This is a genomic window from Metabacillus kandeliae, from assembly GCF_021166585.1.
GTDB classification, from domain to species: Bacteria; Bacillota; Bacilli; order Bacillales; family Bacillaceae; genus Metabacillus_B; species Metabacillus_B kandeliae.
Map to the genome: position 1 here is coordinate 134,295 of NZ_JAJOZE010000002.1, position 26,926 is coordinate 161,220.

The window sequence follows — 26,926 nt, forward strand, 5'->3', positions numbered from 1 at the left end:
TTTCCGCCATACAATAAGGCTATACGAAAGCGAAAAGGAGCGTTCCAATGAAAAAACTTTTCCGGTATTGCCTCTATTTTGCCATCATTTTTTTGCCGCTTGCTGCAATCGGATTAACCGGTGCCAGTGAATATGCAGACAGTATGTATGGAAGCAAAAAAGCGAAAGCCGTCTATCAGCCCTCTCCGCCTCCTCATGATTCATCCAAGCCAACGGTTGCCATTCTTCTCGGAAGCAGAACGACAGAAGTCATTGATTTTCTTGCTCCGTATGAATTATTATCCAGCACGAAAGCCTTTAATGTGTATGCTGTATCCTCTCAGAATCAGGCAGTCTCCCTCAGCGGTTCCCTTGATGTTCTTCCGCATTATACGTTTAGCCAGCTCGATCAATTGCTGGGCAAAAGCCCTGATGTGATTGTGGTTCCCTATATTTTTCACATGGATGACAAGGCTTATGAGCCTGTTGATGCCTATCTCCGCAAGCATGCCGCTCATGCAGGCACCATTCTTTCCATTTGCGGCGGCGCGGTAAATGTCGCAAAGGCCGGCCTCCTGAATGGCAAATCGGCGGCTACCCACTGGAGCAGGATCGGGAACGAAATGAAAAATTACCCTGCCGTAAATTGGGTCCGCGACCGCCGGTTTGTAGAAGACGGGAAATATATTTCTTCTGCCGGTCTGACATCCGGCATTGATGCCACCCTTTATCTCATTTCCAAAATGGCCGGTGAACAGAAAGCCGCTGAAGCTGCAAGGGAAATCAACTACACCGGCACCCGCTATCTTCAGGACACTTCCATGAAACCTTATTACAGTGATGCGAAGGATGTTCCTTATTATCTCAACATCGCTTTCTCTCCTAAAAAGAAAATCGGCGTCCTGTTATATGAAGGAATGCAGGAGACAGCACTTGCCTCTGTTTATGATACGTACCCTGCTTCCGGCACTTCAAAAGCGGTCTCCGTGTCCCGTTTTGATGCTCCTGTTAAAACAAAGCATCAGCTCTCTCTTCTTCCCCGCTATTCTTTTCAGCAGGCGCCGGCTCTGGATCACATCTATATCCCTGGAACGAATGCCATCACAGCAGCCAGAAACCAGGCAAATAGGCTTTCCGCGATGCAGCCGAAAGCTGATTTCACCTACCTGCACGCCAGAGAGCCAAAACGCTTTGTGCTGGAACCGCCGCTCGAAGATCTGGCGAGAGAAACAAACAACCTAACGGCAAACTATGCGGCAAAGCGCTTGGAATATAGAGAAAATGCCGTTGCGCTGAACGGCAGCCCTGTGCAGGTGACAGCAGCCGCCATTCCATTGGCATCCCTTCTTCTCAGCTTGCTTTTGATCGCGTCTCTTGAGTGGCGGAGAAAAAGGAAGAAGCTTGTTCAATAAAAGAAAGCAGCCCGAGGGCTGCTTTTGTTATTTCAGCGAACCGCTGAAATGCGGCTCAATAATTTTCCTGAGAACGGCTGCGCTTTGTGAAAACTTCTCCTGTTCTTCACTGTTCAAGTCAAGCTCCATCACTTCACGGATTCCGCTTCTGTTAATAATGGCCGGCACGCCGATGTAGACATCTTTTACACCGTATTCGCCGTCAAGATGGGCAGAAACGGTCAAGATCGCATTTTCGTTATGCAGGATGGCTTTTGTGATGCGGACAAGGCCCATCGCAATGCCATAATAGGTTGCCCCTTTTGCCTGGATAATTTGGTAAGCGGCATCTCTTACACTGACAAACAACTGATCCAGATCTTCAAGGGAGTAGTCATTGTCCCGCTGGATAACAGATAAGACGGGTACGCCGCCGACGTCCGCTGAGCTGTAGACAGGGAGCTCGCTGTCACCGTGTTCTCCGATAATATAGGCGTGAATGTTTTTTGGCGCAACTTTGAAATAGTCGCCAAGCAAGTAGCGGAAGCGGGCGGTATCCAGAATGGTTCCGGAGCCGATAACTCTTTCCTTCGGCAGCCCGCTGTATTTCCAAACAGCATAGGTGAGAATATCAACCGGATTTGTCGCGACAAGAAAAATGCCGTTAAATCCGCTCGCCATGACCTGGCTGACAATTGATTGAAAAATGATTAAGTTCTTTTCAACTAGATCAAGGCGCGTTTCCCCCGGTTTCTGGTTTGCCCCCGCACAAATGACGGCAATGTCCGCCTGGCTGCAATCACCATAAGTGCCATACGAAATTTTTGTCGGAGACGGTGCAAATACCTTTCCATGATTCAGGTCCATCACATCGCCCATCGCTTTTTCTTCATTCAGATCAATCAGTATCAGTTCATCTGCAATCCCCTGATTTACCATTGCGAAGGCATAGCTTGAGCCAACAAATCCCGTACCGATTAACGCTACCGTGTTCACCCGTTCATTTGTCATCTGTGAAGCACCCTTTCAAAGAAAGTTTATTTGTGAATCATTTCACAATTACAGTTTACCTCTGATGGTGCTGGAATTCAATGGGCTCATGCAGGGAAATGTGAGTGATTTGTTACAGAGAAATTGACCTTCGTGTATAGACTTCTTGACAGAATTGCAGGAAGAAGAAAAGAGCTCCTGATCACATAGCAAAAAAAGCTGCAAAAGCAGCTTTTTTACTGTTCTTTTATTCTCCACACAAGACTTTGAAAATCTCCATTTAATGAAGCAGGTATGCTCAGTCCTGAATGAGCCAATTCATCTCCGCCATAAACCTGTCCTGTCTCAGCTATTTGATAGGTTTTATCTTCATCGAGCCCGTGAAGTTTTACTCTGCCAAATGGGGCATTTGGTTCTGCGAGAACCCTGAAAAAGAAAGCAACTGCCTCTGACTTGTCTTGTTTAACAAACATCCAAGCCGTTTCATTTCCTTCAAATGGGCTTTTCAGCCTGTAAAAATCCCCAAACTGGACGATTGTTCTGATACCCTTATAAAAAGCAATCTGTTCTTTCACTTTTTCTTTTTCCTGCTCTGTTAATTCGGTTAAGTCCAGTTCATATCCAAGGTTTCCAGACATGGCTGCCGCTCCTCTGGTGCCCATCGAAGTGATGCGGTCAACCTGATGATTTGGAACAGCGGAGACATGGGCTCCAATGGCAATAACCGGGTAAACAAGACTTGTTCCATATTGAATTTTAAGCCGGGATACAGCGTCCGTGTTGTCACTTGTCCATGTTTGCGGCATGTAGTAGAGGATACCGGGATCAAAGCGCCCTCCTCCTCCTGAGCAGCTTTCAAATAAAATGTCGGGAAATTCGGATGTAAGGGTCTCCATCACACTATAGAGTCCGAGCATATAGCGATGGGCTGTTTCCCTTTGCCGTTCCGGCGGCAATGCAGCTGACCCGATTTCCGTCATGCTGCGGTTCATGTCCCACTTGACGTACTGTATAGGAGCGCTTGCTAAAGCACCTGCAATCGCTTCTGTAATGGCTTTGCATACATCCTCTCTTGAAAAGTCGAGAACGAGCTGATCCCGGCTGGTGGATCGGTCATGATTTGGAACATGCAGGCACCAGTCAGGATGCTTTCTATAAAGCTCGCTGTCTTCTGAGACCATTTCAGGCTCGACCCATAAACCGAACTGCAATCCCAGTCTGTTCACTCTTTCGGCTAAGCCATCCAGCCCGCCAGGAAGTTTCTCTTTATTCACAAACCAATCTCCAAGAGATGTTTTATCATCGTTCCGCTTGCCAAACCAGCCGTCATCAAGGACAAACAGCTCAATGCCAAGCTCCTGTCCTGCTTTTGCAATTTCTTCAATTTTTTCAGGAGTAAAATCAAAATAGGTAGCTTCCCAGTTGTTCACAAGGATCGGCCGTTCTTTATCGCGGTACTGTCCTCTTGCCAGCCTGCTGCGGTACAGGTCATGGTAGGTTCTGGACATGCCGCCGAGTCCCTCATGTGAATGAACCATGATGGCTTCCGGACATTGAAAGCTTTCCCCGGATTCTAAAACCCAGCTGAAGTCGAAGGGATTAATGCCAAGGGAAACCCTTGTATTATGAAACTGATCTACTTCAGCCTGGGCAAGGAAACTCCCGCTATAAACAAAGCTGAAGCCAAATACTTCACCGGATTCTTCCCCCGCGCCTTTTCTAAGCAGGGCCATGAAAGGGTTTTGCTGATGGCTGCTTGCCCCTCTCCTGCTTTCAATGGATTGAATGCCGGGACGCAGAGAATTTCTTTCCATGTACCTTTCTCTTCCCCATGCACCGGAAAGCTGCAAAAAATCAAACTCATCATCTCTGAAATCCACATTGGCACTTAAAGCTCTTAGTACAGAAATCTGATCTATTCCTCCGTTTATGATCCGGGCAGACCGGGCGATCACATTCCGATCGTGAAAGACAGTATACAAGAGAATGACTTTTACCCCGGAAGCTTGATCTTTCAAAGTGATTTCCAGTGTAGCAGCTTCCTGGTTATCCTCCGTATAAACAGCAGGCAAGCCTTCTAGCCGCGGCTTTCCATCAAATATTTCGTGTTTCTCGTAGCGCAAATCTGTCACAGTTGTTCCATTTTTATGCTGCAGCTCGTAGGCAGGAGCTCTAAAATCCGTGTTTCCGTAACCTGGATATTCCTGCGGCAGCGTATCAAGCGAAAATGTTCGGTCCTTTGCAGAGAAAGGATTTCCCGAAAAAGCTCTGTCTACAAATTGCAGCGTATTCGAGTGCCGATATTGCCGGAGCCTTTTCCCCCAATAAAGGTGGGCAAGATAGCCATCTCCATAAACCTGCAAAACGTAGCTTGTGTCTTTTCCCTGCAGGTGAAATGTTTTTTGTTCTTCATTAAAGAAGATTCCCATACTGCATCAACTCCTATTTCGTCTGAATGAAGGATTCTGTTACTTAATAGCTCCTCTTAAGACTCCGCCAATGATCCACCTTTGAGCAAAGATATACACAATTACCATAGGCGAGAGCGCCAGAATATAAGAGGCAAAAGCAAGATTATAATCTGTTCCGAATTCTGATTGGAAAATATACTGCACAAGCGGGAGCGTCGAATCAGCCGGATCATTTAAGATGATTAACGGAAGCATAAAATCATTCCATGCCCACAAGCAGGTTAAGATCGCAATCGTTGCATTAATAGGTGTCAGTAGCGGAAAAATGACTCTCCAAAAAACTCCCCATGTACTGCATCCATCCACGATGGCTGCTTCCTCCAGCTCAATCGGAATGGAGCGGATGTAGCCGACATAAATGAATGTATTAAAAGCCATTCCATACACAATATACAAAAAGGCAAGGCCTCCCGGGTTCGTCATCCCCAGGCCGGAAGTCAGCTTCACAACAGGAAGCATAATGATCGGAAAGGGAATAAACAAGGCGCCTATGAAATAATAGTAAAGGCCTTTGAAAAACTTTTTGTGCAGGTTCCTTGCAATCGCATAAGCTACCATCGAATTTGTCAAAATGGTAAAAACCACAGTAAGTACGGTGATAAAAGCACTGTTTTTAAATGCTGCAAAGAAATTTGTCACCTCAATGGCCTTTACAAAGTTTTCAAAATGAAAAACAGCTGGAAAGGACAGGACAGATGCCGCTGTTTCTTCTGGAGTTTTCAGGGCGATTGAAATAGCAATATAAAGCGGAAAGAGAATAAACAGGGAGCCCAGTGCAATCAGGATAGTCACAGGCCAATTTTTCCTTGCGTTCATTACATATCCAACTCCCTTTTTTGAAGTACTTTCATCTGAAACACGGAAACAAGCATAATCACAATAAAGTAAATAACAGAGTTGGCAGATTGATAGGCAAACTCCCCGCCCTGGAAGCCTCCCTTATAAATCAGGAGGGAAATCGACTGAGTGGAGTCGCCAGGACCTCCGCCCGTTAACGCAATAACATGGTCAAAGACCATTAGGAAATTTTTCATCGCAAGAACCATATTTATGGTGAAAAACGGAGCGATCATCGGAAAGGTAATTTTCCAGAATTCCTGCCATTTATTAGCACCATCAAGCGCAGATGCTTCATACAGCTCCTGAGGCACCGTCTGTAATCCGGATAAATACAAAATGACATTTAACGCACACGCCTGCCAGACAGCAACAATCACTATACCGATCCAGGCCAGATTTTCACTGCCAAGAATATTAACGGACAAAAAACCGATATGAAGTCTATTTCCAAGCTGAGGCACAACATTCGCAAAAATATAGTTAAAAATAAAGCCTACGATCAGGACTCCGAGGACGTTCGGCAAAAAATAAACCGCACGGAAAAAATTCTTGAATTTAATTCTGGCATTAAGCCCCATGGCGATGAGAAGGCTCAGAACATTAACAAGGATCGTTGCAACGATGGCAAACTTGAAGGTGAATAAATAAGAGCTTAGGATATTCGCATCTTTAAAGAGATTAAGGTAGTTTTTAAAACCGACGAAATCATATGTCAAGCTCAGCCCATCCCAATTGGTAAAGGAGTAGAAGACACCCTGAAGAGCCGGGAAGGTGTGAAAAGCAAAAAACAGGAGAACCGCTGGAAGGGTCATTAAATAATAAGCCGTATTTTTGCCTTTCACCCCTTTTGCACGTTTTACTTTCGTTTTGACTGCTGGTATATTGCCCGGTGTCTGCAGGACAAGAGGCTCTTTCTTCATCAACATTCACTCTCCTTTTTAAAAAAGGAGAAACCGGGTGTCCCAATCTCTCCTCTTGTCTCTTACTTGCGGTCTTTTACTTTATTCCATTCTGTATCTAGTTTTTTCAAATATTGATCCGCATTTTTGTTCATGGCAAGAACCTGCAGCTGTTTTTCAAGACCAACCGCAATTGGAACATAGTGATCAGGGAAATCTGTCACAGCGCCCTTGGCAAAGGTCTCTTTCAGACCTTCAAGAGAAGGGTCATCCTGAGTAACATTATTTTTGGCAGAAAAAGCATTTTGCTCTTTTAAATATTCTTTCGCTGTTGCGTCAGAAGTTAAGAAATTGATCCATTTTTCTGCTTCTGCTTTATGCTTCGTATTAGAAGACAGGGCAAGCAGCAAGTCAACACCTGAGACTACTTTGGACTCGCCGGGAGTATTGGTCACAGGATAAGGGAAAACACCGAGGTCTATATTCGGGTTCGCTTTTTTGATTTCCGGAATAGCCCAGATTCCTTGCAGATACATCGCAGAATCGCCTTTTGCAAAGGCTGTATTGCCATCGTTGTATGCCTTTCCGTTTTGATCTTTATGTCCGTAATTGATTAGAGTTAAAAACTTCTCAACAGCTTCTTTATGTCCATTTTTAAAGGCAGTGCTGCCGCTGTTCAAATCTTTAAAGAAACTGTCTCCTTCTGTATTGGCCGCAAGAACATTGTAGGAAGGCAGTGTTGTCCAGGCATCTTTAAAGGTGAAGTAAAAGGGGATTTTTCCTGCTGCTTTCACTTTCTCTGCAGTTGAGATAAATTCATCCCATGTTTTTGGTACTTCAAGGCCAAGTTCTTTAAAAATCGTTTTATTGTAAATAACCGCATCCGCATTAGCTGCATATGGGATGCCGTATACTTCTTTTAATCCTGTAATATCCTTCAGCATTTGCACGTAGGCAGGTTTAATGTCCTTTAAGTTCTTGTCTTTCGACATATCCTCAAACGCTCCCGCATGCGACAGCTCTGAGAATGAAGAATTCCCGCCCATTGCCACCACATCAGGAAGATCACGCTTTGCCATGCGTGTTTTCAGTACGGTCTCCGCATCAGGCGGATTGGACTGAACAACATCAATTTTCGGATTTTCTTTTTCAAACTTTTCAATGAGCTTGTCAAACGTTCCCTTTGCCTCAGGCTTATATTGAAAAAATTCAATTTTCACTTTTCCATCTGCAGAAGTTCCCTGACTGCTGCATCCGCTCAGCCCGGCCAATGTTAATGATCCAGCCACTAGTACTGCCAACGCTTTTTTCATCTTTATTCCCCCTTGAATTTGTAAACGCTTACTTAACAGTACAAAAAACCCCTCAGGGTCAGCACATATGTACTGATCACCCCCTTAGTTTGTTATTATTTATTCTGCAGCTGCTTCTGATGATCAGCTCTGTCCCAAGAGTAGCCTTCATAGAAATTTTCCTGCCGTTTAATCTGTCCCATAATAGTTTAACAGCTGTTTTCCCCATCTCATCGGTATGGATTTTCACTGTTGTTAAAGGTGGGTTCAAAAATTCCGCGGCCTCTATATCATCAAAGCTGACCAGTGAAACATCATCCGGAACCTTTAACCCTGCCTCATGCATGGCTCGCTGCGCTCCTATAGCCATAGGGTCACTTGCGATTACAAAGGCACTTGGAAAACTTTCTTTTTCCAGCCTTTGTTTCATTAGCTGATAACCGCCATTTGGACCCCATTCGCCCACAAGCACATTTTCTTCTCTGTACAATCCTTTCTCAGACATCATTCTGACGAAAGCCCGTTTTCGAATATCGTCTGCTTCCAGAATAATTTCTTCATCGTCCACCCGCTTAATATCATCAATCCCGCCAATGAATCCAATTTCTGTATGTTTCAGTTCAAGCAGCCATTCAATTAATTCCATTGTTGCTTTTTCCAGATCGGCTGCCACAACATCATAGGAGCCGTTATCCTCTGAGTGATTCACAAAAACAACATGGTCATCTTTAGAATAGATTGCATTGATAGAATGACGATCAATTCCCCCAACTACGATCAGTCCATCCAAATGATTGAGATTTGGAGCCTTTTCTGCTTTTCCTGCCCTGATTGTTTCGGCAATATTGATTGACAGCTGTTGGCATGCAAGCTCAATTCCGAGACGAACGGAAAGAAAATAAGGATCGTTTATTTCATCTTCCTGTGACAAGGCAGAGATCAGTCCAATATGATAGGTTTGTCTTTCAGCAGAGGTACTGTACTTTGAACCCCGTTGACGTGAAGGCTTATAATTTAATTCCTCTTTAATCTCCATCACTCGTTTTCTTGTATCTTCCGAGACTGACAGCGTTTGATCGTTATTTAATATTCGGGAAACAGTTGCTGTAGATACGTTCGCCTTATTTGCGATATCTTTTATTGTTATCATGTCATCACCTTAATGAGTTAAATTTACTTAAATAAAAAGTAAAGTTAACTAAATATTAACTAAAATATAACAGTGCTACTCTAAAAAAGCAATAAATTATCTTATTTTTCTTTCTACTCTAACACTTTTTGTTTATATGTATAGTAAATCAACTGAATTATTTTAGTTAACTTAACTTGCATGTACCTAAAGGATGGGTGGATAGAAAAAAAACAGCTTAAGAGGATTCAAAAAAGCCTTTCCTGAGTTTTCAGAAAAGGCTGCAACAGTAAATCCAGCAGCTGATTTTTTTGCTTTAAAGCATTATATTTTTTTACGTCGGTATTGGACAACTAAATACAGGTGGAGGGTTCTCTGCTGCTTTTAAAGCAAGAGAACCCTCCGCGTGGTTTTACTGAAAACCCGCAGCAATGGCCGTTAAAATCGTGATTGAGCCATTGTAGGTTGCATGGACGATAACCCCCGGCCAGACTGAGCCCGTCCGGTAAAACAAATAACCAGTGGCCAAACCCGTGGCAAAAGCAGCCGGCCATATTTCATTCAAACCGTGAACCATGGCAAAAATAAAAGCGCTCCCCACTATACAAATCCACGGACCATACTTTTTCAGCGCATTGGCTAATACAGCGCGGAAAGCGAATTCTTCACCGAGCGGTGTTAATACCGCAATCATCAGAAATTGAACGATGAATGCCAGTGTCCCTCCGCCGGCTGCAGATTGATAAGCCGCCTGTGTGTTGTTACCGCTGTATCCTATATTAGACATAATGAGACCGACAATCAGGCTGAATAATAAGACACCAATCCCGAAACCAATGCCAGCAAGAAGCCACCGTGCAGATGTCCTCCTGATGCCAAAAGCCGAGGCAGAGCGAATGCGCAAAACATATGCCGCAAGGAAAGCACCCAATCCGGCTATGCCGGATAATGCAGCAAAACTAATTCCGCTCAGGACCGAACTGTCCTCTGTATAGCTATTAATGATTTGAGCAATTCCAATCACAATGATGAAATAGGCAAGCCCCATGATTCCAATTTCAGGCCATCCGGGCTTCTTGCTTTCACTCTCAGTCTTTTCTGATTGAGTTAACTGGTTTGATAGCATGGAGAACTCCTTTCCTGAAGCATGGGGACGGTTCTCTTGCTTCCAAAGCAGCAGAGCCATCCCTTGCTTCACCTTCGCATCTGATTATTTTATTTCAGATTGAATTTTTCCTGGATATCCTTGGATTTTGGATAATGGAATCGTTGACTTATTTTAGTGTCCTTCCAATTCTGTCAGCATAATATCGCGGCAATAGATTAGAATAGTAGTTTTCGAAGCCAGGACAATTTCATGAGCTAAAAGGCTGTCATCCAGCGGAAAAATTTCATCGCACCGCCAGTCATCCAGTCCTCTCTCCATTACAGAACCTTGGCTGCCTGAGTGGCCATAGTCGAAGAAAAACCTCGTCACTTCCTTCCATTCCACTCTATAGAGCCTGCCTTCACAGTGACGGATATACATCTGAATATAGGTTGGGTCATTTGTCCTTTGTTTTTCTTCCAAAGGGTTAAAGCCATTTTTCAGCAGAATCTTGTAAATATGGGCGCATTGAAAGGAAGAGTGATGAAAGAAATAATAGGCCTGCTCATTCATTCGGCTCCGCAAGGTTTTTAAATGTTCGGTGTAGCCCGCGAGATCCCACTGGTCTTCGGATACAAAGAATTTCATTGTGCCAGCCCTTCCCTTTCTCTTGTTCATTTAGTTATAGGACAGCAATATTTTCCAATTTTGTCAAGTGATAAAACTTTTGCTTTTCCTTACCCTTCGTTTCCTAAATTGGAGTTAAATAGTAAAATAGGTTTATAAAGTAACCCGGAAGGACGATATATATGACGTCAGCAGTCATAACAGGGAGCGGCATTGTTGGGCCGTCTATTTCGAACATCGAACAATTTTCCCATATTCTCAGAACTGGCACCTGTATTGTTAAACCAGAAAATTATAATGGAAAAATGTTTTATACGGGCCGGATTACGGATGAGCAGCTGAAAGAACGCGGCATGAGCAAGCATCCGAAGCCGGTAAATATTCTGCTTCAGGCTGCTGAAGAGGCCGTTGCGGAAGCAAAAGCAACATTTCAGGGTGCCCGCACTGCTGTGATTATCGGCAGCTCCGGCGGTATGCTGGCAGAGATTGAAGCTTACTCAAGAAAAACAATTACTAAAAAAAGGATATCGTCCTATGCGGTAGGGAATATGAACACGAATTCGCTCTCAACTAGTATTAATGCCGCTTTTGGTATGACTGGTATTTCATTTACAATTAGTAATAGCTGCACTTCAGGACTTGATGCTCTTTATATGGCGAAAATGCTGATTGAAGCCAATCAGGCTGATGTTTGCATAGCCGGCGGGGTGGATGCGGTTTTTTCTGACACGATTGTGAAAGGCTTTACCCCTCTTCGCTCGCTTCAGCCATTTGATCCTCTATTAACCTATCAGGGGCCATTTTCAGCTGGAAGGGGCTTCAGCATGTCGGAAGGAGCAGGTGTCGTGGTAGTGGAGCGAAGGGAATACGCGGAAAAGCGCAAGGCACGGATATTAGGTGCCATTGATGCTGTCAGCCTTTCACAGGACGCAGTATCCCCCTATTCGTCTGATCCTGCAGGCGAACAGCTGCTGAAGGCTGTTGACGAATGCCTGCGCTACGGCTTTCCTGATTATATCAACAGCCAGGCGCTCGGACTGGAAGAAAATGATCGAATTGAAGAACGAATTTACCGGGAAAGATTCAGTGCTTCACGCATTCCGATTACTTCTATTAAAGGAATGATCGGCCACCCAATGGGGGCTTCCGGTATGTTTCAGGTTATTTCAAGCTTGATCAGCATGGAAAAGCAGTTTATACCGCCGGTCATTCATGCTGATCCGCTTCTTTATAAAGAGCTTCCTCTTAATGAAAATGTTCAATACGGAAAAATTGAAAGAGTTCTCATTACCACTCATGGATACGGAGGAAACAACAGCGCTGCACTAATCTCAAAAGGAGTACATCCATGGAATTCACACTATTGATTGCCATCGCAGCCATCCCGCTTGCGATCGCCTTTTCCATCCCTTTTTTCTCTAAAAATCCGCTGACCAGAGCTTTATCGCTGTTTCTGGTGCTGCTCTCTCTTTGGCAGACAGAAATTGCTTTTCTTTATGGCGACGAGTTTATGACGATCGAGACGATCGGCCCGTTATTCCGTTTTTTCAGACTCGGTCCCATCTTTATGATGCCGACACTCTATTATTTTGCCTATATTCTTGTCAAAAAGAGCAAAATTCGCACAAAGCTTGCTTATGCGGTCAATAAGGGCGGGCTCATTACCTTAACGGTTTACAGCTTTATTGTGTACTTTCTCAATATGACGCCACTCGGAGTAGAATCGTTTGTGCAAGACGGCAGCACGGCGAGTGATCCTTCCCATTGGCGCCCTGTCTACGGAGACTATAACATCAGCTTTACCGTCAGTGTGCTGTTTGTTTTTCTGAATACCCTTTTCTTATTTTTGGCTGCTTCCAGACTGCAGCCAGGCGAGGAAAAAAAGTTTTATTTTAAGCTGATTACCGCAGCCATGATTATTTTTCTAAACGGGATCATTAGCATAACCTTTTTGCCTTACTATGTATCAAGCCTGAATTCCCTTTTTGCCGCAGGCTTTCTGTACATTAGCTTTTTTCAGCTTCAGTCAGGTGAAATTTATAAAATCAACCGTGAGCTTTCAAGAGAGCACCAGTTTCTTGAGACAATCAGTGACATAAGCCCCAATTGTATTATCGTTAAAAACCGCCACGATAAAGTGGTAAGGGTCAACGCCCAGTTTTGCGAGCTGTTTTCCCTTTCGAAGGAAGAGCTGATCGGCCAGGATTTTGCAGCAGTGATTTCTACCGTTGATCTCCCTCTTACCAGCCGAAAAAGAGTTCAAAAAGTCACAGACCAAGATGGCAGCCGCCGCTTTCTTCATTGGCACTCAAGAGAAATTACCGTTTACGGGAAAGAGCCGTACGTTCTTCACTTCGGCATTGACATTACCGAGCAGAAACGGAATGAACAAATCCTTCTGAGCTCGGAAAAGCTTAAGGTGCTCGGCGAGATGGCAGCAAGCATTGCGCATGAGCTGCGCAATCCGCTAACAACCATCAGAGGCTTTATCCAGCTTTTCAAGGAAAAGAATGACCAGCCGATTTATGAAAATATCATGCTTGAGGAAATCGACCGAATTGATGATGTATTAAAGCAGCTGCTTATTCTCGCAAGGCCTGAAGCCGAGGAAAATGAGGACCAAAACCATTCGAGCATCAACGTGATGGAGGAAATCAATAAAATCCACCTGCTCTTTCAGGGTGTTGCCTCTAATGAACATAAAGGCTTCATTATTGAAAACAGGTGTACAGAGCAGCCTGTTGTGGAAATGCAAAAAGATCACCTGAAGCAGATCCTGATGAACCTCGTCAAAAACAGTCTTGAAGCGCTGCAGGAAGGCGGCAAGGTGAAGATTGTCCTCGACAAAGAGGATCACCGCGTCCGAATTCGTGTGATAGACAATGGAACAGGCATCACAAAGGAGCGCCTCTCAAGAATCGGAGAGCCTTATTTCACAACAAAGGATAAAGGAACAGGCATCGGCCTGACGATCTGCCTGAAGCTCATCAGAGAAAACAAAGGCCAGATGCAGGTGAAAAGCAAAATTAACAAAGGCACCGCCTTTACCATCACCTTTCCTGAATTACAGGAAAGCGCATGAAAAAAGGAAGCAGATATTGGTCTCTGCTTCCTTTTTTGCGGGGAGATTTTCCTGTTTTTCCATCCGAAGGGCCCATTTTCCAGCAAACTGTCCATTTGTTCCGCTTTGTTTGGTAAGATGGCGGTGTATTTTCAATACGAAAGGGTGAAAGCAGATGAGAAGATGGCTCAATGGATTATTGTGTTTTGTTCTTATAGCGGCACTGGCCGGCTTTACGAGTTTCGCAAAGGCACAGGAGAAAGCTCCGGATCCCGCAAGCAAATTGGCCAAGCTAGAGAAAAAGTACGGCGCACGCCTTGGCGTTTATGCCATCAATACCGGGACAGGCAAAGAAGTTTCCTACAAGTCTGACGAGCGTTTTGCCTATGCATCGACCCTTAAGCCGCTTGCTTGCGGAGTCTTGCTGCAGAAGAATTCACTGGTTGCTATGGACAAAGTCATTCACTTTAGTAAGGACGATCTTGTCACCTACTCCCCGATCACCGAAAAGCATACAGACACAGGCATGACATTGAAAGAAATTTGCGATGCCGCCCTCCGCTACAGCGATAATACGGCAGCCAATCTGCTGCTGAAGGAGCTTGGCGGCCCTGAGGAATTCAAGAAGTCTTTAAGGAATATCGGAGATCAAGTAACAGAGCCCGAACGCTATGAAACAGAACTAAATACAGCGATTCCGGGAGACATTCGCGATACGAGCACACCGCGGACTTTCGCCCTCGATTTAAAGGCGTTCACGACCGGAAAGCTGCTTCCTCCAGACAAGCAAGCCTTCCTGGTGGATACGATGAGAAGAAATACAACAGGAGATAAGCTGATCAGGGCAGCCCTTCCAAAAGGCTGGACAGCCGGTGATAAAACAGGGTCTGGCAGCTATGGAACCCGCAATGATATTGCCATTGTATGGCCGCCGCACAAGGCGCCTATTGTTATGGCGATTTTTTCGAGCAAGGATACGGAAGATGCTGAATATGACGATAAGCTGATTGCGGATGCTGCAAAGATTGTTCTGCGTGAGGCGAACTAACTTCACTTTCTAATCGTTTTCACTGCTTTTTCAGCAGAGAAAACAGCAGCAAGCAGAAGAATAATCAGCAGCACCAGGGAAAACAAATTAGCTGCAGGAGTTATCGGCAAAAAGGCATTAACGAGATACGAGGAGATTTGAAAATAAATTACGAAAAAAACGGCTGTGAGAAAAAGAAACAGTAATTTTCCAGACATAAAATGCGTCCCTTCCTTTGTATTCACCTATATATTACCAGAAAAAAGAGGCCGTGAAAGGGCCTCTTTTCAATCATTCGGTATTCTCTTTATTCATTGCCATCCTGAAACAGTTATTCATTGCCATCCTGAAACAGCTCCATTAAATACCTTTCCCTATTCTCCAAAAAATACTTCGTCAGCAAATAATGATCTGTCTGCTCATAGGATACCTCTTCCACCCTGCCTTCATCAAAGCTGTATATTGCTGCGCCCGGGTACCCCATCAGTATCGGAGAATGCGTGGCAATGATAAACTGGGCATCCTCCCCTTCTGCCAGGTCATGGATCACTTTCAAAAACGCCAGCTGCCGTGCAGGAGACAGGGCTGCCTCGGGCTCGTCCAGGAGATAAAGGGCTTTTCCGCCGAAGCGGTTTAGAAACAAGGAGAAAAAGGACTCGCCGTGTGATTGCTGGTGAAGGGATTTTCCCCCGTAAGAGCTATATGCCCGAGGATCTTCCGAAGCCACCTCATCTACATAACTCGCAAACTGATAGAAAGACTCCGACCTCAGGAAAAAACCGTCCATGATATTCGGCGACCAGGAAAGCCTGAGATACTGGCCCAGATCAGAGCCGGAAGCATCCACCTCATATGTATTGTTTCGCCCTCCGCCCGCCGTATGAAAGCCGCTTTGGTAGGCAATCCCTTCGAGGAGTGTCGACTTCCCGGAACCATTCTCACCGACAAAGAACGTAACCTTTTTATCGAATGTGAGCTCTTCAAGGTTTCCGATGGATGGAATGGAAAAAGGATAGGATCTGGTATTCGGGATATCTTCTGTGCGCAAGCGCAATTGTTTTAGGGACATACGAGACACTCCTGCATACTGTTTTCATTTAGTTTTGAATCAGATTCATACTTCTTCTTCGTAAGACTCGTAAGGCTCATTATAATTGATCACATAAATACCACCTAATGAATAATCAAACGTAAGCTCCCAAGCCATTGAAATCTTCAATCTTTTAAAAATAGGAACAATCACACTTCTTCTGCGTTTCTCAAGTTCCTGAAATCTATCAAGAAATTTATCAAACTCCTGAACAGCGGATACTGAAATAGTAATATTTTGAAGCGCAGCGTCAAGAGCATCAATGTCCATTAAAGCTTTGATTTCTTCTTCTGTTAATGTTCCGACTAATGTGCCGTCAGCGGGTTTATTTTCATTTACGTTTTTCATAGGTTCTGCCCCTTTGTAATAAGAATATTCATTGTCTTCCGGTACAAAACTTTTTGCAACATAGAGAATCCCATCATAGTTTGGCAATATGTATACATCAGTCCTCCATGGCAAACCATATTGCTTGTTTAGAGGGTCCCAAATCTCATACCTCTTTTTTTCGAAGGCTCCAGCTAACACTTCAATATGCTGAACGATCTCCTGGCTAGGTTTTACTATCACCTTCTGCATTTTTCGAAACCCATTGATCTCTGCAGAGAAAGCTTGATACCGGGGAAAAAAATCAGCATTGTCCTCTTCTGATAATTGACACATAATCGTTCCATATTCCGGAATAAAGCGCCTCATCTCTCCACCTCCTTGAAGCATCATTGCATTACCGAGGCGATTCTTTCTCTCCTATAATAACAGGCTCATACTAACCGTTCTTACTCCAAAACCCATTTTCTCATATAATTTAATAACATGATTTCCTGCATAAGCACTTAGACGAACTTCCTTAAAGCCGCTTTGCTTTAAACGGCTGATGGCTGTTTCCATTAGAGACTTAGAAATCCCGTGGCCTCGAAAATCTTCCAGCACATACAATTCGTAAATAAAGCCGATTAATTGATCTGTCATGGAATCTCTGCTTTCTCCTAGCAGAACCCACCCCATCAAGGTGCCTTCTTTTTCAGCAATTACATAATAGCTCCCTTTATCAAGAAGACGTTCAATTAATTGTTCTGTTTTTTCATACGAAGGAACTGCTTCTCCCAGTGTTCCTTCTAGTATGGCTTTCGGGGAAAGGGCCAATATCTGATTATGCTCTTTATGAGTAGGTTTTCGAACATTCATATATGTTTTCCCCTTTCTATCAGGACTTAGAAACTGGTCTGTAAATAGCAGCTCAGAACAAGATCCGGTTGCTAGAATACTTGCCGCAATTCAATCTCTCCCTCTCCATACCCTTGAGGATCCGGCATCCGCATGGCCCACTCAATGGCATCTTCCTTAGTATTCACGTCAATCAGGATGAATCCGGCAACCACATCTTTTGTTTCCGTAAAGGGACCTTCCGTAACCACGGGCCTCCCCCCTGGTTCTGGAAAGGAAAGCCGGAGCCCGTTCGAACTTGGATGAAGCCCTTTAGCCATAACCCGGACGCCAGCCTTAATTAACTCCTCATTGTACTCCGTCATAGCTTCCATAAGCTCTTGGCTTGGGAGATTTCCCGCTTCCGAATTCTTCGAGGCTTTGACAATCAGCATAAAAAGCATGATTATTTCCTCCCTTTTCAAATCTATTGTGCGAAATTAGAATGAATCAATCTTTGTTTTCCATTCAGTTCCCTTCATGCCTTTTCTAACGAAAACGAACCATTCGGCTGCTTAAACACCGCTTTCCTGCAGTCGCCATTTTCATCCATTTCAAACTGGATCTCATACCCAGGCAATCCCTTTAATTCAAATTCATTCAGGCTCACCGGAATTAATTCTATCGTTTGCTGGCCCGCGACAGTGACGGTGAGGGTTTCTTCACCCCGAAGTTCAACGTCCGCAGAAGTACCTGCCAAAGTATATTTACCAGTGAACGCCTTCCATTGGTCATGAAATTCTGAATCTCTTTTCCGGACAAATTCAATCGGTTCAAGGAGCTGTTCGAACTGGACAGTCAGACGGCTGATCCGTCCTCGCAGATCGGTATGAAATTGGGCTTTAAACTGTTGAGTAACCATTCCTTGTGCGAAGGTGATGGAAAAGGTGTCGTAATGATAGTGCTCAAGCGGCAATGGTTTAGTAAAGGCATGATAAGTGACAGAGAGCTCGCTGCCGTCAGCCGCAATGGCGATTGTGCCATAGGCTGGATGCTCAAAATGTCCGGCGTATGCCGCCAGCTCATGAGACGGGCTTGTGTCAGGAACGCGGTCTGCCTGGCTTGATCCTGCTCCCTCTTGCATGGAATCCACTAGTTTGTCCCACTCTTCTTTTATGAGTTTATTCCAGTCCAGATAAGAAAGTTTCAGCATTTTATCCAATATCGTGTAGGCGGCGGCCCTTGGCAGCACACTGTTTTCCTGATTGGTCAGCACAACAACCCCTATGTTTTCTCCGGGGACCATCGCCACCCTCGCCGAAAAACCGTCGATATTGCCGCCGTGATGAACGATGTGATGACACCGGTACACTTCCGTAAACCAGCCCAGTCCGTAGCTTGGGAACAATACCCTCTCGTCATTTGAGGGGCCTATTGAAATCTGCGGGCTCTGCATCTGCTTTACGTTATTTTCACTAAGCAAGGCGGCACCTTTGAACTTGCCCTTGCCAAGATGAAGCCTGAGGTACTGAACCATATCAGAAACAGAAGAATTGATTGATCCGGCAGGTCCGATGGCATCAATATCGGCAAATGGGGTTTCCTCGATCAATTGATTCACAGTCTTATATGGCTTGGAGAAATCCCCATCACTTTGTGACACACTGACGGAGAAATTCGTTCTCTTCATCCCCAGTGGCTCCAAAATTTCTTTATGAACAAAGCTTGTCCAGCTCATACCTGATACTTTTTCCACCACACATCCAAGCGTCAAATACATCAAATTCTGATATTGAAATGTGGTTCGGAACGGTTTTGTGAAAGCAAGATGCTGCAGCCGCTGAATCATTTCAGCAGATGAGAGCTTCGATTTGTACCACACTAAATCATGACGAGGCAGACCAACATTGTGCATGGCCAGGTCCCGCAATGTGGCATTCTCACTCGCATACTTGTCATGCAGCTTGAATTCAGGAAGATAGGAAGCAACAGGCGTATCCCATTCCACTTTGCCGCTGTCCGCAAGTATCCCGATAGAAGTTGTGGTAAATGACTTCGTACTCGACCCGATGGCAAATAGCGTGTCTGTGGTAACAGGCAATTCATTCTGAACATCCCGCAGCCCAAACCCTTCCTGCAAAACCACTTCGCCGTCTTTAATGACAGCGACTGCTGCACCCGGTGCGGAGAGTTCCTTCAGACTTTGCTTTATATAGTCCCGAATTTCGTTTAACATACCAGATCCCCCCTTTCCTTATATGAAAATTTCCATATTACTTGATGAAAATCCTTCAGTTTTCGGCATGATTATGGAAACTGTGGAAATCGCGGAATCACTTTTAGAATATTTTTCCTTAAAAGGAGTAAAAAGGTTTGCTAAGTTATAGAAGTGGTTATTGTTTATTAAACGTTCGAATGTGAAAGCAGTTGGTACGATTCATGCTCTGAAAAAACAATCCACAATAAAATATTTCAACATGTAATATAGAACGTGTAATCTTGACGTTAAATGCACAAGAAAACGAAGGGAGGAGAGTTTGCCGTATGGGAAAGATCGTTTACGCATTAAACCAGTCTTTGGACGGGTTCGTCGACTTCACAGGATCTATGCCTGACCCCGAGCTATTCCGTCATTTCATCGATGACATACGCAGCATGGCGGGCTGCGTATACGGGCGCCGCATGTACGAGAGCATGCATTATTGGGACGAAGATCTTCTTGAATGGGATGCAGCGCAACAGGAATATGCAGCGGCATGGCAAAGCAAGCCAAAGTGGGTGGTGTCAAGGACGTTAAAATCCGTCGGGCCGAATGCTTCTCTGATTGAGGGCGACTTGGGAGCGGCTATACAAGAGCTGAAGGCACAGCATGAAGGAGAGATTGAAGTTGCCGGGCCGGAGCTGGCGCATAGTCTAACAGAGCTCGGGTTAGTTGATGAGTATCGGCTCTATCTCCACCCAATTGTGCTGGGTCACGGAAAGCCGTTCTTCGCTGGTCCGCGTCCGCCGTTGCGTCTCGTGGCAAGCGATCGAATAGGGCAGAGTGTGATCAGGCTGACCTACGTTCCAGCATAGCTGTGCGGTTGATTCAGCGGCCTAAGAGAATGACATCTTCTTTCACACTAATAGAAAAACCTCCATAACCACCTTTTCTTCATTCTAACCCATGTACAATCCTAATGCAGGAATACAAACTTAAGCAGCTCACTCCCCCTCCGGCGGACTCCGCAAATAAGAAAAAGCTCTGCTCATCTTCTGGGCAAAGCTTAGAGGGGATTCGACTGACTGGATATGAATGTACATGATTTGCGGGTTCATGAAAAGCCAATGATTGTGCAAGGCACTCACAATAAGATTCTGCTGGATGATGGATTGCATAAAGGCGGGGATCTCTTCTTGCAGTATGGCGATTTCCGCGAGGCATAAGGCCTGCCCGTTCTGGTCCAAGGATTCAAATAGAATTCCAGCCGGGAGGACACTGGTACTTTTGCGTCCTTGAATTGTCACCGGGAAATTCCGGTGCAGGGAGACGGAGCAGCTTCCTTTATTTATCGTACTTTTCCCTTTCAGAATTGCTGAAAACTGAGCACAGATCGATGTAAAGTTATTCAACCGGCACACCCCTTTCTTACACTAGGAGTATGTGAACCAGCAAAGGTTTATGTTGCAGCTTAGATCTTATACCCGCTTCCGATACGCCCACATCGCAAAGAAATAAGCAACAATGGCAATTCCCAAACACCACGCTAGAGCGGTCCATATTTCATTTCCTACTGGCTGGCTGGACAAGAGGGCACGGATGGATTCTACGATGGAGGTGACTGGCTGGTTTTCGGCGAAGACGCGGACGATCCATGGCATCGACTCGGTTGGGACAAACGCTGAGCTGATAAATGGCAGGAAGATGAGAGGATACGAGAAGGCACTGACTCCGTCCACTGATTTGGCGGAAAGTCCGGCAATAGCCGCGATCCAGGTTAAAGCGAGCGTAAACAGCATGAGTATAGCGGCAACAGCAAGCCATGACAGCACACCGGCTGATGAGCGGAATCCCATAAGAAGGGCGACAAGCAGGATAATCACAAGAGAAAGGGCATTTGATACAAGCGAGGTGAGCACGTGTCCCCACAGCACGGTGGAACGCGCAATTGGCATGGAGTGGAACCGTTCAAAAATGCCTTTTGATTTATCCAAAAACAGGCGGTACGCTGTATAAGAAATCCCACTCGCAATCGCAATCAGCAGTATGCCTGGGATCAAGTAATTCACATAATGGTCCGTGCCGGTCTTAATCGCACCGCCAAGCACATAAACAAACAGCAGCAGCAGCGCAATCGGTGTAATCGTCACAGTGATGATCGTGTCCATGCTGCGTGAAATATGGCGCATCGAACGGCCAAGCATAACCCCCATGTCGCTGAAGAAATGTTTACTCATCCGATCTTCTCCTCCTTATTATTGATGATGGTCAGAAAGATTTCCTCTAATGATGGCTGTTTTTCCACATACTGAACCTCAGCCGGCGGGAATAGCCTTTTCAAATCCTCCAGCGTGCCGCTCGCAATGATCCTGCCTTCATGCAAAATCGCAATCCGGTCGGCAAGCTGCTCCGCCTCCTCCAAATACTGTGTTGTCAGGAATACCGTCGTGCCGCTTTCCGCAAGCTCCTTCACGATCTTCCAGACTTCAATGCGCGCCTCGGGGTCAAGTCCTGTTGTCGGTTCGTCGAGGAAAATAACCTGCGGACTTCCGACTAAGCTCATCGCAATGTCCAGCCTGCGGCGCATACCGCCTGAATAAGTGGATGCTCTCCGATTGGCCGCATCCGTTAATCCGAACCGTTTCAGCATATCCTCCGCAATCTGGCGCGGCTTTTCAAGGTGGCGCAGTTTGGCAATCATGACGAGATTTTCCCGCCCAGTCAGCACTTCATCCACAGCGGCAAATTGTCCCGTCAGGCTAATGGATTTCTTCACATTTTCAGGATCTGCTGCCACATCATAATTGTGGATGATCGCTGTTCCGCTGTCTGATTGAAGCAGTGTAGAGAGGATTCGGACAACCGTTGTCTTGCCTGCTCCGTTGGAACCAAGCAGCGCAAAAATGCTTCCTTTTTCCACCTCGAAATCCACACCTTTTAATACATGAAGATCCTTATAGGATTTTTGCAGTCCTCTCACTTGAATGGCATTCTTCTGCATATTTTCGCCCCCTTATATAATCGTTACATTTGATAAATCTGCTTCAATGCCTTTGAGCGCAGCGTACGTCAGTTTATCCATCATGGCGCCGTCAAATTGAACAGTCTTAATGATTTTGTAATATTTTTTTGAAAAGACACTGCCCTTGAAAGAGACATTTTTTAGTGTGGCGCCTCTGAATGAAACTTCCTTCAGTCCAGCCTTGTCAAACTTCACGCCGATAAACGTCAATCCGTCGAATCGCAGTCCTGTAAGGTCCGAATAGGTAAAGTCCACACCGTCAAAAACACATTTTTCAAAAACTGTTTTTCTGAGATCTGTTTTGGTCAGCATCACATCTGTCAGCGTTGTATTGTTGAATTTCACTCCTGCAAGACCTGATGAGCTGAAGTTCGTGCGCACAAGAATGGATTGATTGAAGCTTGCATTTGACAGGTCAAGGGCTGTGAAGCTGGCGTCCGTCAGATTTGCGCCGTTAAAGTTCGCTTCGCGTACATCGCTGCCCTTAAACGAACTGCCGGTCAAATCCGATCCTGAAAAGTCAGAACCGTGAAGCGCGCTGCCTTTAAACTGGCCTTTATGAGCCGTCACCCCCGCAAAATCGCTTTTCACGAGATTGCTTCCGCTAAAGTTTGTGATTACCTGGCGCTCCAGCGACCTGGAGAGGTTCGCCACCTCCAGCACCGTTTGTTCAATATCGCCGATGCTGTCAATTGTCATCTCAAACGCAGTTTCATCGTCCTTGCCCTCAGCCTTCAGCTCACGGAACCGCTCCTGCAGATCAGAAAGCAGATCCTCCCTTAGTTCATCAACACTTTTAACGCCATTGTACGGAGCGAAAACACCTTGCACATATTGATTTAATTTCTCGTTCATACGATCACTTCTCCTTAAAGTAATTTTTCAAGCACTTGCTTGGCATATTCCCAATTGTCTTTGTTACTGGCGTAAGTCGACTTCCCCTTTTCAGTTATTCTGAAATACTTGCGCCGTCCTCCCTGCGATTCATCACCCCAGTACCATTCGATGTCTCCATCTGCCTCAAGCCTTCTGACACTTGAGTACATCGTCGCTTCCTTCAGTTCATACTCGCCTCCTGAACGTTCAGCGATCAGTTTGACAATTTCATATCCATAACGATCAGCTTCAGCTAAGACTCGTAAGATCATCGTATCTGTATGGCCTCGAAGCAGGTCGGATGTGATTTTGCTTTTGCTCATCTCATCACCTCCTTACCAGTATTATGCAATATATTACTATGACAGTCAAGGTAATGTTACAAATTTATTAATTTGATAAAGACACCTATTTTATTCATACTTTTTTTGATAAAAAGGCGCCAATGGAATGAAGAGAAGGAAGCCCTTAAATAATCTGTTCAATATAAAAAGGCCAACCAGTTAGACACCTGATTGGCCTTCAAATAAGCAGCAGTCACGATACAGACTAATTTAACCCCATGTTCTAACTCACTGCTTCAGCAGGTTTTATAGCCATAATTGCTCCAAAATACTGTGAAGCAGCCGTAAACGTCACAAACGCGATCAACTCACTAATTTCTTCGTCAGTAAGCTCTTCTTTCAAAACGTGAAACACAGCCTCCGGAATATCTCCTTTTTGTTTGGTAAATACTTCAGCAATCCCTGCTGCGATCGACATTTTTTCATCAAACAAATGGGGTTCCGGTTTTCCTTTCGCTTTACAAAACTCGCACCCAGTGCCCTGTGCCAATGTCCTTCGTACCTGTTCTTTTAAATGAGCGGATAAATGACCATCTTTACCTAAAACGTCACCTAATTCATTCCACGCATTCATGACCTCCTGGTTATGCCCCAGCAATTTTTGAAAGGGCGTTTCCCCGAATGCAGATTCATTAATTCTTGCCATTATTGCTCCCTCCTTGTACCATTTATGTTACTGAAAGATTCTGCGGTTTCCCATTAAATACAGCACTTCTTTTAGGAATAAACATTAATATATGAACAAAAAAGGGGATTTTACTTTAAATATGAAAACAGATGCTATTGATAAGAAAATAATCGATGAATTGCGCCAAAACAGCCGATTATCGATGAGCGAAATTGGCAGAAGAATCAATTTATCTTCACCATCTGTAACAGAGCGGGTAAAGAAGATGGAGTCATTCGGAATAATAAAAAAATACACAGTAGAGGTTGATCACGGAAAATTAGGCTATCCCATTCAGTGCATCGTGGAAGCTACAGTGAAAAATGGGGACTACAAGGCTTTTAAAAACTATATTGAAAGCCTGCCAAATGTGGAGTTCTGCTATCGAATTGCCGGTAATGCCTGTTACATGCTTAAGCTGCAATTCGAGACATTTGCCCATGCAGAACAATTTATTGAAGATGCAAACCCATACGCCCATACCGTCACTCATTTTATTTTTTCGCAGGTTGAAACGGTTGTTAAAAGCCATTTGTGAGTTAAGAAAAGCAAACAGGGCATTCAAGATATACAAGAAGTGCCCTGTCACTTTACCGCTTTTTAAATGATTTGCCCTCCTTATTTCGGAACAACCGGAATCCACATTTCCCCGTAAACAGAGCCGTCTCTCTCACCCATCACAACCGCTGCATTCGGTCCGCCGACATAGGCGACATTTGAGGCTTCCGGCAGCGCCTGGCCAAAGGCTATTCCAGTCAGCGTATTACTCAGTTCTTCGTCTGTTGCGGCTTCCCCTTTCACGACAAGGTATTCACCCTTCGGAAATTGGATCAGTCTTGTTACTCCAGGCACAGAATCTTTTGTCATCACACCAGCATAATGCATCATTTTATTGTTTACCGCTTCATTCACAACAAACAAATACTCATTTTCTGCTGCGGATTTCAGCGCATCAAGCGTTCCATCCTGTTTGAGTGACTCCCAAAATGCCGCTTTCTCCTGATTGATGCCAACATAATCTGTGTAGTCGCTTTTCAACTCTGTCCCAATTCCCGCTACCGTAAAACTGTCCTTTTCTTCAAACGTGTAATTCGCCATTTTAATTCCTTCTTTCTTTTGTATTTTTTACTTCCTGGGTTTATCATAGTCCTTAATAGTGTCAAAAAATGAAACCATTTAGGAGCGCTTATGAAAAAAGTTGAACGGATTAATGTTATCATGCGGTATATCAACAACCGCTCCCGCTTCACCATTTCAGAAATCATGCAGGAGTTTCACATCTCGCGTTCAACCGCCATTCGGGATATCAGGGAAATTGAAGCGATGGGAATGCCGCTGACCGCTGAAGCAGGTAGAGACGGGGGTTATTTTGTGCTGAACAATTCTGTCCTGCCCCAGGTCCGCTTTACCGACAATGAAGTAAAGGCGCTTTTCATTGCATTTATGGCCACAAGAAACCAGCAGCTTCCCTATCTGAAAAGCCGCCAGTCACTGGCTGAAAAACTGCTTGGCCTGATCTCGGAAAACCAGCAGGACGACCTTGTGCTGCTCAATCAGCTGCTGCTTTTTGCCGGAACAAACCCGAACAATCCCGATCTCCTAGAGCTGTCCGATCTCCCTCATCCGACACTGGAAAAACTCATTGGGCTTCTGCTGGAGGACCGCTATTTGCTGATCACTTTAAAGGAAACCATGTCCCATCCCATCTACCTTCTGCACCTTCATCATGAAAAAAACCTTTGGCTGATCGAAGCTTTTGACCTGAATGAGGAAAAGAAAAAAATTGTCTCTGTCGACAGTCTGACGGATGTTCTGCCTTATATGGGGAAGAAGCGTCTAAGCCATAAAAAGATACTAGAAAAACTAAACAAGGAGAAAGCGGCCAACCTTGTGCTCGAGCTAGGCCCAAAGGCCATCGCACAGTTTAAAAAATACCACCCATTAAAGGCGGCTGTTTCCTATACAAATCCCTACCAGTCCACAGCTGTTCTGGAGATGTTTGTGGATGTCAAGCAGCATGAAGAAGTCACGGAACTTACAAATTGGCTGCTGTTTCTTGGCGAAGATGCCAAGGTCATAGAGGTTCCGGAAAAAGTCCAGTGGAAGCTAAAAGAGAGATTTTCAGACCTGTAAGCTGATTGAATCCCCCTTCTTCCCTTCTCTGCAGGACAGGACGGAAAAGCTCTGCTTAAAAGAAAAAGCGGCCCCGTTTATCCGGACCGCTTTCTTCTATTCACACTGTACTCCGAGAGAATTCTTCAATAAGATCCGTATCAGGCGGCACATACCCAAGCTGCCTTCCAATCTTCACAATCTGTCCTTTATGGTGAAACTCATGGGTGGTGGTATGGGTAAACAGCCACAAAGGAGTAATCTTTGCCTTATCACCATTTGCAAAAGATACCGGAACAGCTTCCTCCCAATTCCCTTGAAATTCATTCAGAAATTCATGAACCAAAGCATCTGTTTCCTTAAAAACCTCCCGCATATCCTGAACGGTGTGTACCGCCTCTGGCTGAACATGAGAAATTGGTTTTCCAAGCGCCCGAATTCCAAGCCATGTGAGGTAGCAGTCGGCTACATGGGCATGAAGATTCCGTATAGAATCTCCGGCAAAGTTTTCAACCTCTTTTACGTAATCTTCCTGCGGCAATGTTTCGCAGTAGGTAAACAGCGCTTCTCTTGTACGCTTGATCCAGTGGTACTGGCTTGCGAATACTTCCATTTCAGTGCCCTCCTCTAAAGCTTTCTCTCTCTATAGTTCCATAGAAAAAGGGCGTCTCCTGCACAA

At 44.9% G+C, this 26,926-nt stretch carries 29 protein-coding genes; 7 read left to right on the forward strand and 22 right to left on the reverse strand.

Features of this window, described 5'->3' with window-relative positions; genetic code table 11:
• The first annotated feature begins 47 nt into the window (after positions 1 to 47).
• Complete coding sequence (locus LRR81_RS07655) at positions 48 to 1,391, forward strand: DJ-1/PfpI family protein (protein WP_231788755.1); 1,344 nt, start codon at positions 48 to 50, stop codon at positions 1,389 to 1,391.
• 27 nt (positions 1,392 to 1,418) lie between these two features.
• Here the strand turns inward: LRR81_RS07655 and LRR81_RS07660 are convergent, their stop codons facing one another.
• The 8 genes from LRR81_RS07660 to LRR81_RS07695 form a co-directional block, all read right to left on the reverse strand.
• The gene (locus tag LRR81_RS07660) at positions 1,419 to 2,381 is read right to left on the reverse strand and encodes an L-lactate dehydrogenase (protein WP_231788756.1); all 963 of its coding nucleotides are present in this window, start codon (positions 2,379 to 2,381) and stop codon (positions 1,419 to 1,421) included.
• 215 nt (positions 2,382 to 2,596) lie between these two features.
• A complete protein-coding gene (locus LRR81_RS07665) occupies positions 2,597 to 4,789 on the reverse strand; it encodes an alpha-galactosidase (RefSeq protein ID WP_231788757.1) in 2,193 nt (730 codons plus the stop codon).
• Positions 4,790 to 4,828: 39 nt separating this feature from the next.
• A complete protein-coding gene (locus LRR81_RS07670) occupies positions 4,829 to 5,647 on the reverse strand; it encodes a carbohydrate ABC transporter permease (protein ID WP_231788758.1) in 819 nt (272 codons plus the stop codon).
• A complete protein-coding gene (locus LRR81_RS07675; RefSeq protein ID WP_269448574.1) occupies positions 5,647 to 6,483 on the reverse strand; it encodes a carbohydrate ABC transporter permease in 837 nt (278 codons plus the stop codon). Before LRR81_RS07675 ends, LRR81_RS07670 begins: the two co-directional genes overlap by 1 nt.
• 170 nt (positions 6,484 to 6,653) lie before the next feature.
• Positions 6,654 to 7,883 (reverse strand): ABC transporter substrate-binding protein, encoded by a 1,230-nt coding sequence (locus tag LRR81_RS07680; RefSeq protein WP_231788759.1) that lies wholly within the window; start codon positions 7,881 to 7,883, stop codon positions 6,654 to 6,656.
• A 76-nt stretch (positions 7,884 to 7,959) separates the two neighbouring features.
• A complete protein-coding gene (locus tag LRR81_RS07685; protein ID WP_231788760.1) occupies positions 7,960 to 9,012 on the reverse strand; it encodes a LacI family DNA-binding transcriptional regulator in 1,053 nt (350 codons plus the stop codon).
• A 391-nt stretch (positions 9,013 to 9,403) separates the two neighbouring features.
• Positions 9,404 to 10,177, reverse strand: a complete 774-nt coding sequence (locus tag LRR81_RS07690) for a CPBP family intramembrane glutamic endopeptidase (RefSeq protein WP_231788761.1) — start codon at positions 10,175 to 10,177, stop codon at positions 9,404 to 9,406.
• 93 nt (positions 10,178 to 10,270) lie between these two features.
• The gene (locus LRR81_RS07695) at positions 10,271 to 10,726 is read right to left on the reverse strand and encodes a hypothetical protein (RefSeq protein WP_231788762.1); all 456 of its coding nucleotides are present in this window, start codon (positions 10,724 to 10,726) and stop codon (positions 10,271 to 10,273) included.
• A gap of 161 nt (positions 10,727 to 10,887) precedes the next feature.
• Between LRR81_RS07695 and LRR81_RS07700 the strand changes: the two genes are divergently transcribed.
• The 3 genes from LRR81_RS07700 (at position 10,888) to bla (ending at position 14,814) form a co-directional block, all read left to right on the forward strand.
• On the forward strand, positions 10,888 to 12,072 hold the full coding sequence (locus LRR81_RS07700) for a beta-ketoacyl synthase N-terminal-like domain-containing protein (RefSeq protein ID WP_231788763.1): 1,185 nt from the start codon (positions 10,888 to 10,890) through the stop codon (positions 12,070 to 12,072).
• Complete coding sequence (locus LRR81_RS07705) at positions 12,054 to 13,787, forward strand: ATP-binding protein (protein WP_231788764.1); 1,734 nt, start codon at positions 12,054 to 12,056, stop codon at positions 13,785 to 13,787. Before LRR81_RS07700 ends, LRR81_RS07705 begins: the two co-directional genes overlap by 19 nt.
• A 154-nt stretch (positions 13,788 to 13,941) precedes the next feature.
• On the forward strand, positions 13,942 to 14,814 hold the full coding sequence (gene bla, locus LRR81_RS07710; protein WP_231788765.1) for a class A beta-lactamase: 873 nt from the start codon (positions 13,942 to 13,944) through the stop codon (positions 14,812 to 14,814).
• Between the two features lie 2 nt (positions 14,815 to 14,816).
• Here the strand turns inward: bla and LRR81_RS07715 are convergent, their stop codons facing one another.
• The 6 genes from LRR81_RS07715 to LRR81_RS07740 form a co-directional block, all read right to left on the reverse strand.
• On the reverse strand, positions 14,817 to 15,011 hold the full coding sequence (locus LRR81_RS07715; protein ID WP_231788766.1) for a hypothetical protein: 195 nt from the start codon (positions 15,009 to 15,011) through the stop codon (positions 14,817 to 14,819).
• Positions 15,012 to 15,124: 113 nt separating this feature from the next.
• Positions 15,125 to 15,862: an AAA family ATPase gene (locus tag LRR81_RS07720; RefSeq protein ID WP_231788767.1), complete on the reverse strand. Its 738-nt coding sequence runs from the start codon at positions 15,860 to 15,862 to the stop codon at positions 15,125 to 15,127.
• Between the two features lie 45 nt (positions 15,863 to 15,907).
• Positions 15,908 to 16,579, reverse strand: a complete 672-nt coding sequence (locus LRR81_RS07725) for a hypothetical protein (protein ID WP_231788768.1) — start codon at positions 16,577 to 16,579, stop codon at positions 15,908 to 15,910.
• A 51-nt stretch (positions 16,580 to 16,630) separates the two neighbouring features.
• Positions 16,631 to 17,068 (reverse strand): GNAT family N-acetyltransferase, encoded by a 438-nt coding sequence (locus LRR81_RS07730; protein ID WP_231788769.1) that lies wholly within the window; start codon positions 17,066 to 17,068, stop codon positions 16,631 to 16,633.
• 71 nt (positions 17,069 to 17,139) lie between these two features.
• On the reverse strand, positions 17,140 to 17,490 hold the full coding sequence (locus tag LRR81_RS07735; RefSeq protein WP_231788770.1) for a YciI family protein: 351 nt from the start codon (positions 17,488 to 17,490) through the stop codon (positions 17,140 to 17,142).
• A gap of 74 nt (positions 17,491 to 17,564) precedes the next feature.
• On the reverse strand, positions 17,565 to 19,262 hold the full coding sequence (locus LRR81_RS07740; RefSeq protein WP_231788771.1) for a serine hydrolase: 1,698 nt from the start codon (positions 19,260 to 19,262) through the stop codon (positions 17,565 to 17,567).
• 308 nt (positions 19,263 to 19,570) lie between these two features.
• On the opposite strand from LRR81_RS07740, the gene LRR81_RS07745 reads away from it, so the two are divergent.
• The gene (locus LRR81_RS07745; RefSeq protein ID WP_231788772.1) at positions 19,571 to 20,101 is read left to right on the forward strand and encodes a dihydrofolate reductase family protein; all 531 of its coding nucleotides are present in this window, start codon (positions 19,571 to 19,573) and stop codon (positions 20,099 to 20,101) included.
• A gap of 129 nt (positions 20,102 to 20,230) precedes the next feature.
• Here LRR81_RS07745 and LRR81_RS07750 read toward each other — a convergent pair whose 3' ends face one another.
• The 6 genes from LRR81_RS07750 to LRR81_RS07775 all read right to left on the reverse strand — a co-directional run bounded on the left by LRR81_RS07750 (position 20,231) and on the right by LRR81_RS07775 (position 24,114).
• Positions 20,231 to 20,638, reverse strand: coding sequence for a DUF1259 domain-containing protein (locus tag LRR81_RS07750; RefSeq protein ID WP_231788773.1), 408 nt, complete (start codon positions 20,636 to 20,638; stop codon positions 20,231 to 20,233).
• A gap of 66 nt (positions 20,639 to 20,704) precedes the next feature.
• Positions 20,705 to 21,463, reverse strand: coding sequence for an ABC transporter permease (locus tag LRR81_RS07755; RefSeq protein ID WP_231788774.1), 759 nt, complete (start codon positions 21,461 to 21,463; stop codon positions 20,705 to 20,707).
• Positions 21,460 to 22,227 carry an ABC transporter ATP-binding protein gene (locus LRR81_RS07760; protein WP_231788775.1) on the reverse strand — a complete coding sequence of 256 codons (768 nt, stop codon included), beginning with the start codon at positions 22,225 to 22,227 and terminating at the stop codon, positions 21,460 to 21,462. Before LRR81_RS07760 ends, LRR81_RS07755 begins: the two co-directional genes overlap by 4 nt.
• A gap of 12 nt (positions 22,228 to 22,239) precedes the next feature.
• On the reverse strand, positions 22,240 to 23,103 hold the full coding sequence (locus tag LRR81_RS07765) for a pentapeptide repeat-containing protein (RefSeq protein WP_231788776.1): 864 nt from the start codon (positions 23,101 to 23,103) through the stop codon (positions 22,240 to 22,242).
• Between the two features lie 14 nt (positions 23,104 to 23,117).
• Entirely contained in the window at positions 23,118 to 23,447 is a 330-nt protein-coding gene (locus LRR81_RS07770; protein ID WP_231788777.1) for a PadR family transcriptional regulator, read from the reverse strand.
• Positions 23,448 to 23,691: 244 nt separating this feature from the next.
• Positions 23,692 to 24,114 carry a carboxymuconolactone decarboxylase family protein gene (locus LRR81_RS07775; protein WP_231788778.1) on the reverse strand — a complete coding sequence of 141 codons (423 nt, stop codon included), beginning with the start codon at positions 24,112 to 24,114 and terminating at the stop codon, positions 23,692 to 23,694.
• Positions 24,115 to 24,235: 121 nt separating this feature from the next.
• On the opposite strand from LRR81_RS07775, the gene LRR81_RS07780 reads away from it, so the two are divergent.
• On the forward strand, positions 24,236 to 24,673 hold the full coding sequence (locus LRR81_RS07780) for an Lrp/AsnC family transcriptional regulator (RefSeq protein ID WP_231788779.1): 438 nt from the start codon (positions 24,236 to 24,238) through the stop codon (positions 24,671 to 24,673).
• Between the two features lie 80 nt (positions 24,674 to 24,753).
• Here LRR81_RS07780 and LRR81_RS07785 read toward each other — a convergent pair whose 3' ends face one another.
• Entirely contained in the window at positions 24,754 to 25,233 is a 480-nt protein-coding gene (locus LRR81_RS07785; RefSeq protein ID WP_231788780.1) for a GyrI-like domain-containing protein, read from the reverse strand.
• A gap of 90 nt (positions 25,234 to 25,323) precedes the next feature.
• On the opposite strand from LRR81_RS07785, the gene LRR81_RS07790 reads away from it, so the two are divergent.
• On the forward strand, positions 25,324 to 26,268 hold the full coding sequence (locus LRR81_RS07790; RefSeq protein ID WP_231788781.1) for a helix-turn-helix transcriptional regulator: 945 nt from the start codon (positions 25,324 to 25,326) through the stop codon (positions 26,266 to 26,268).
• A gap of 100 nt (positions 26,269 to 26,368) precedes the next feature.
• Here the strand turns inward: LRR81_RS07790 and LRR81_RS07795 are convergent, their stop codons facing one another.
• A complete protein-coding gene (locus LRR81_RS07795) occupies positions 26,369 to 26,860 on the reverse strand; it encodes a DinB family protein (RefSeq protein ID WP_231788782.1) in 492 nt (163 codons plus the stop codon).
• Positions 26,861 to 26,926 lie beyond the last annotated feature (66 nt).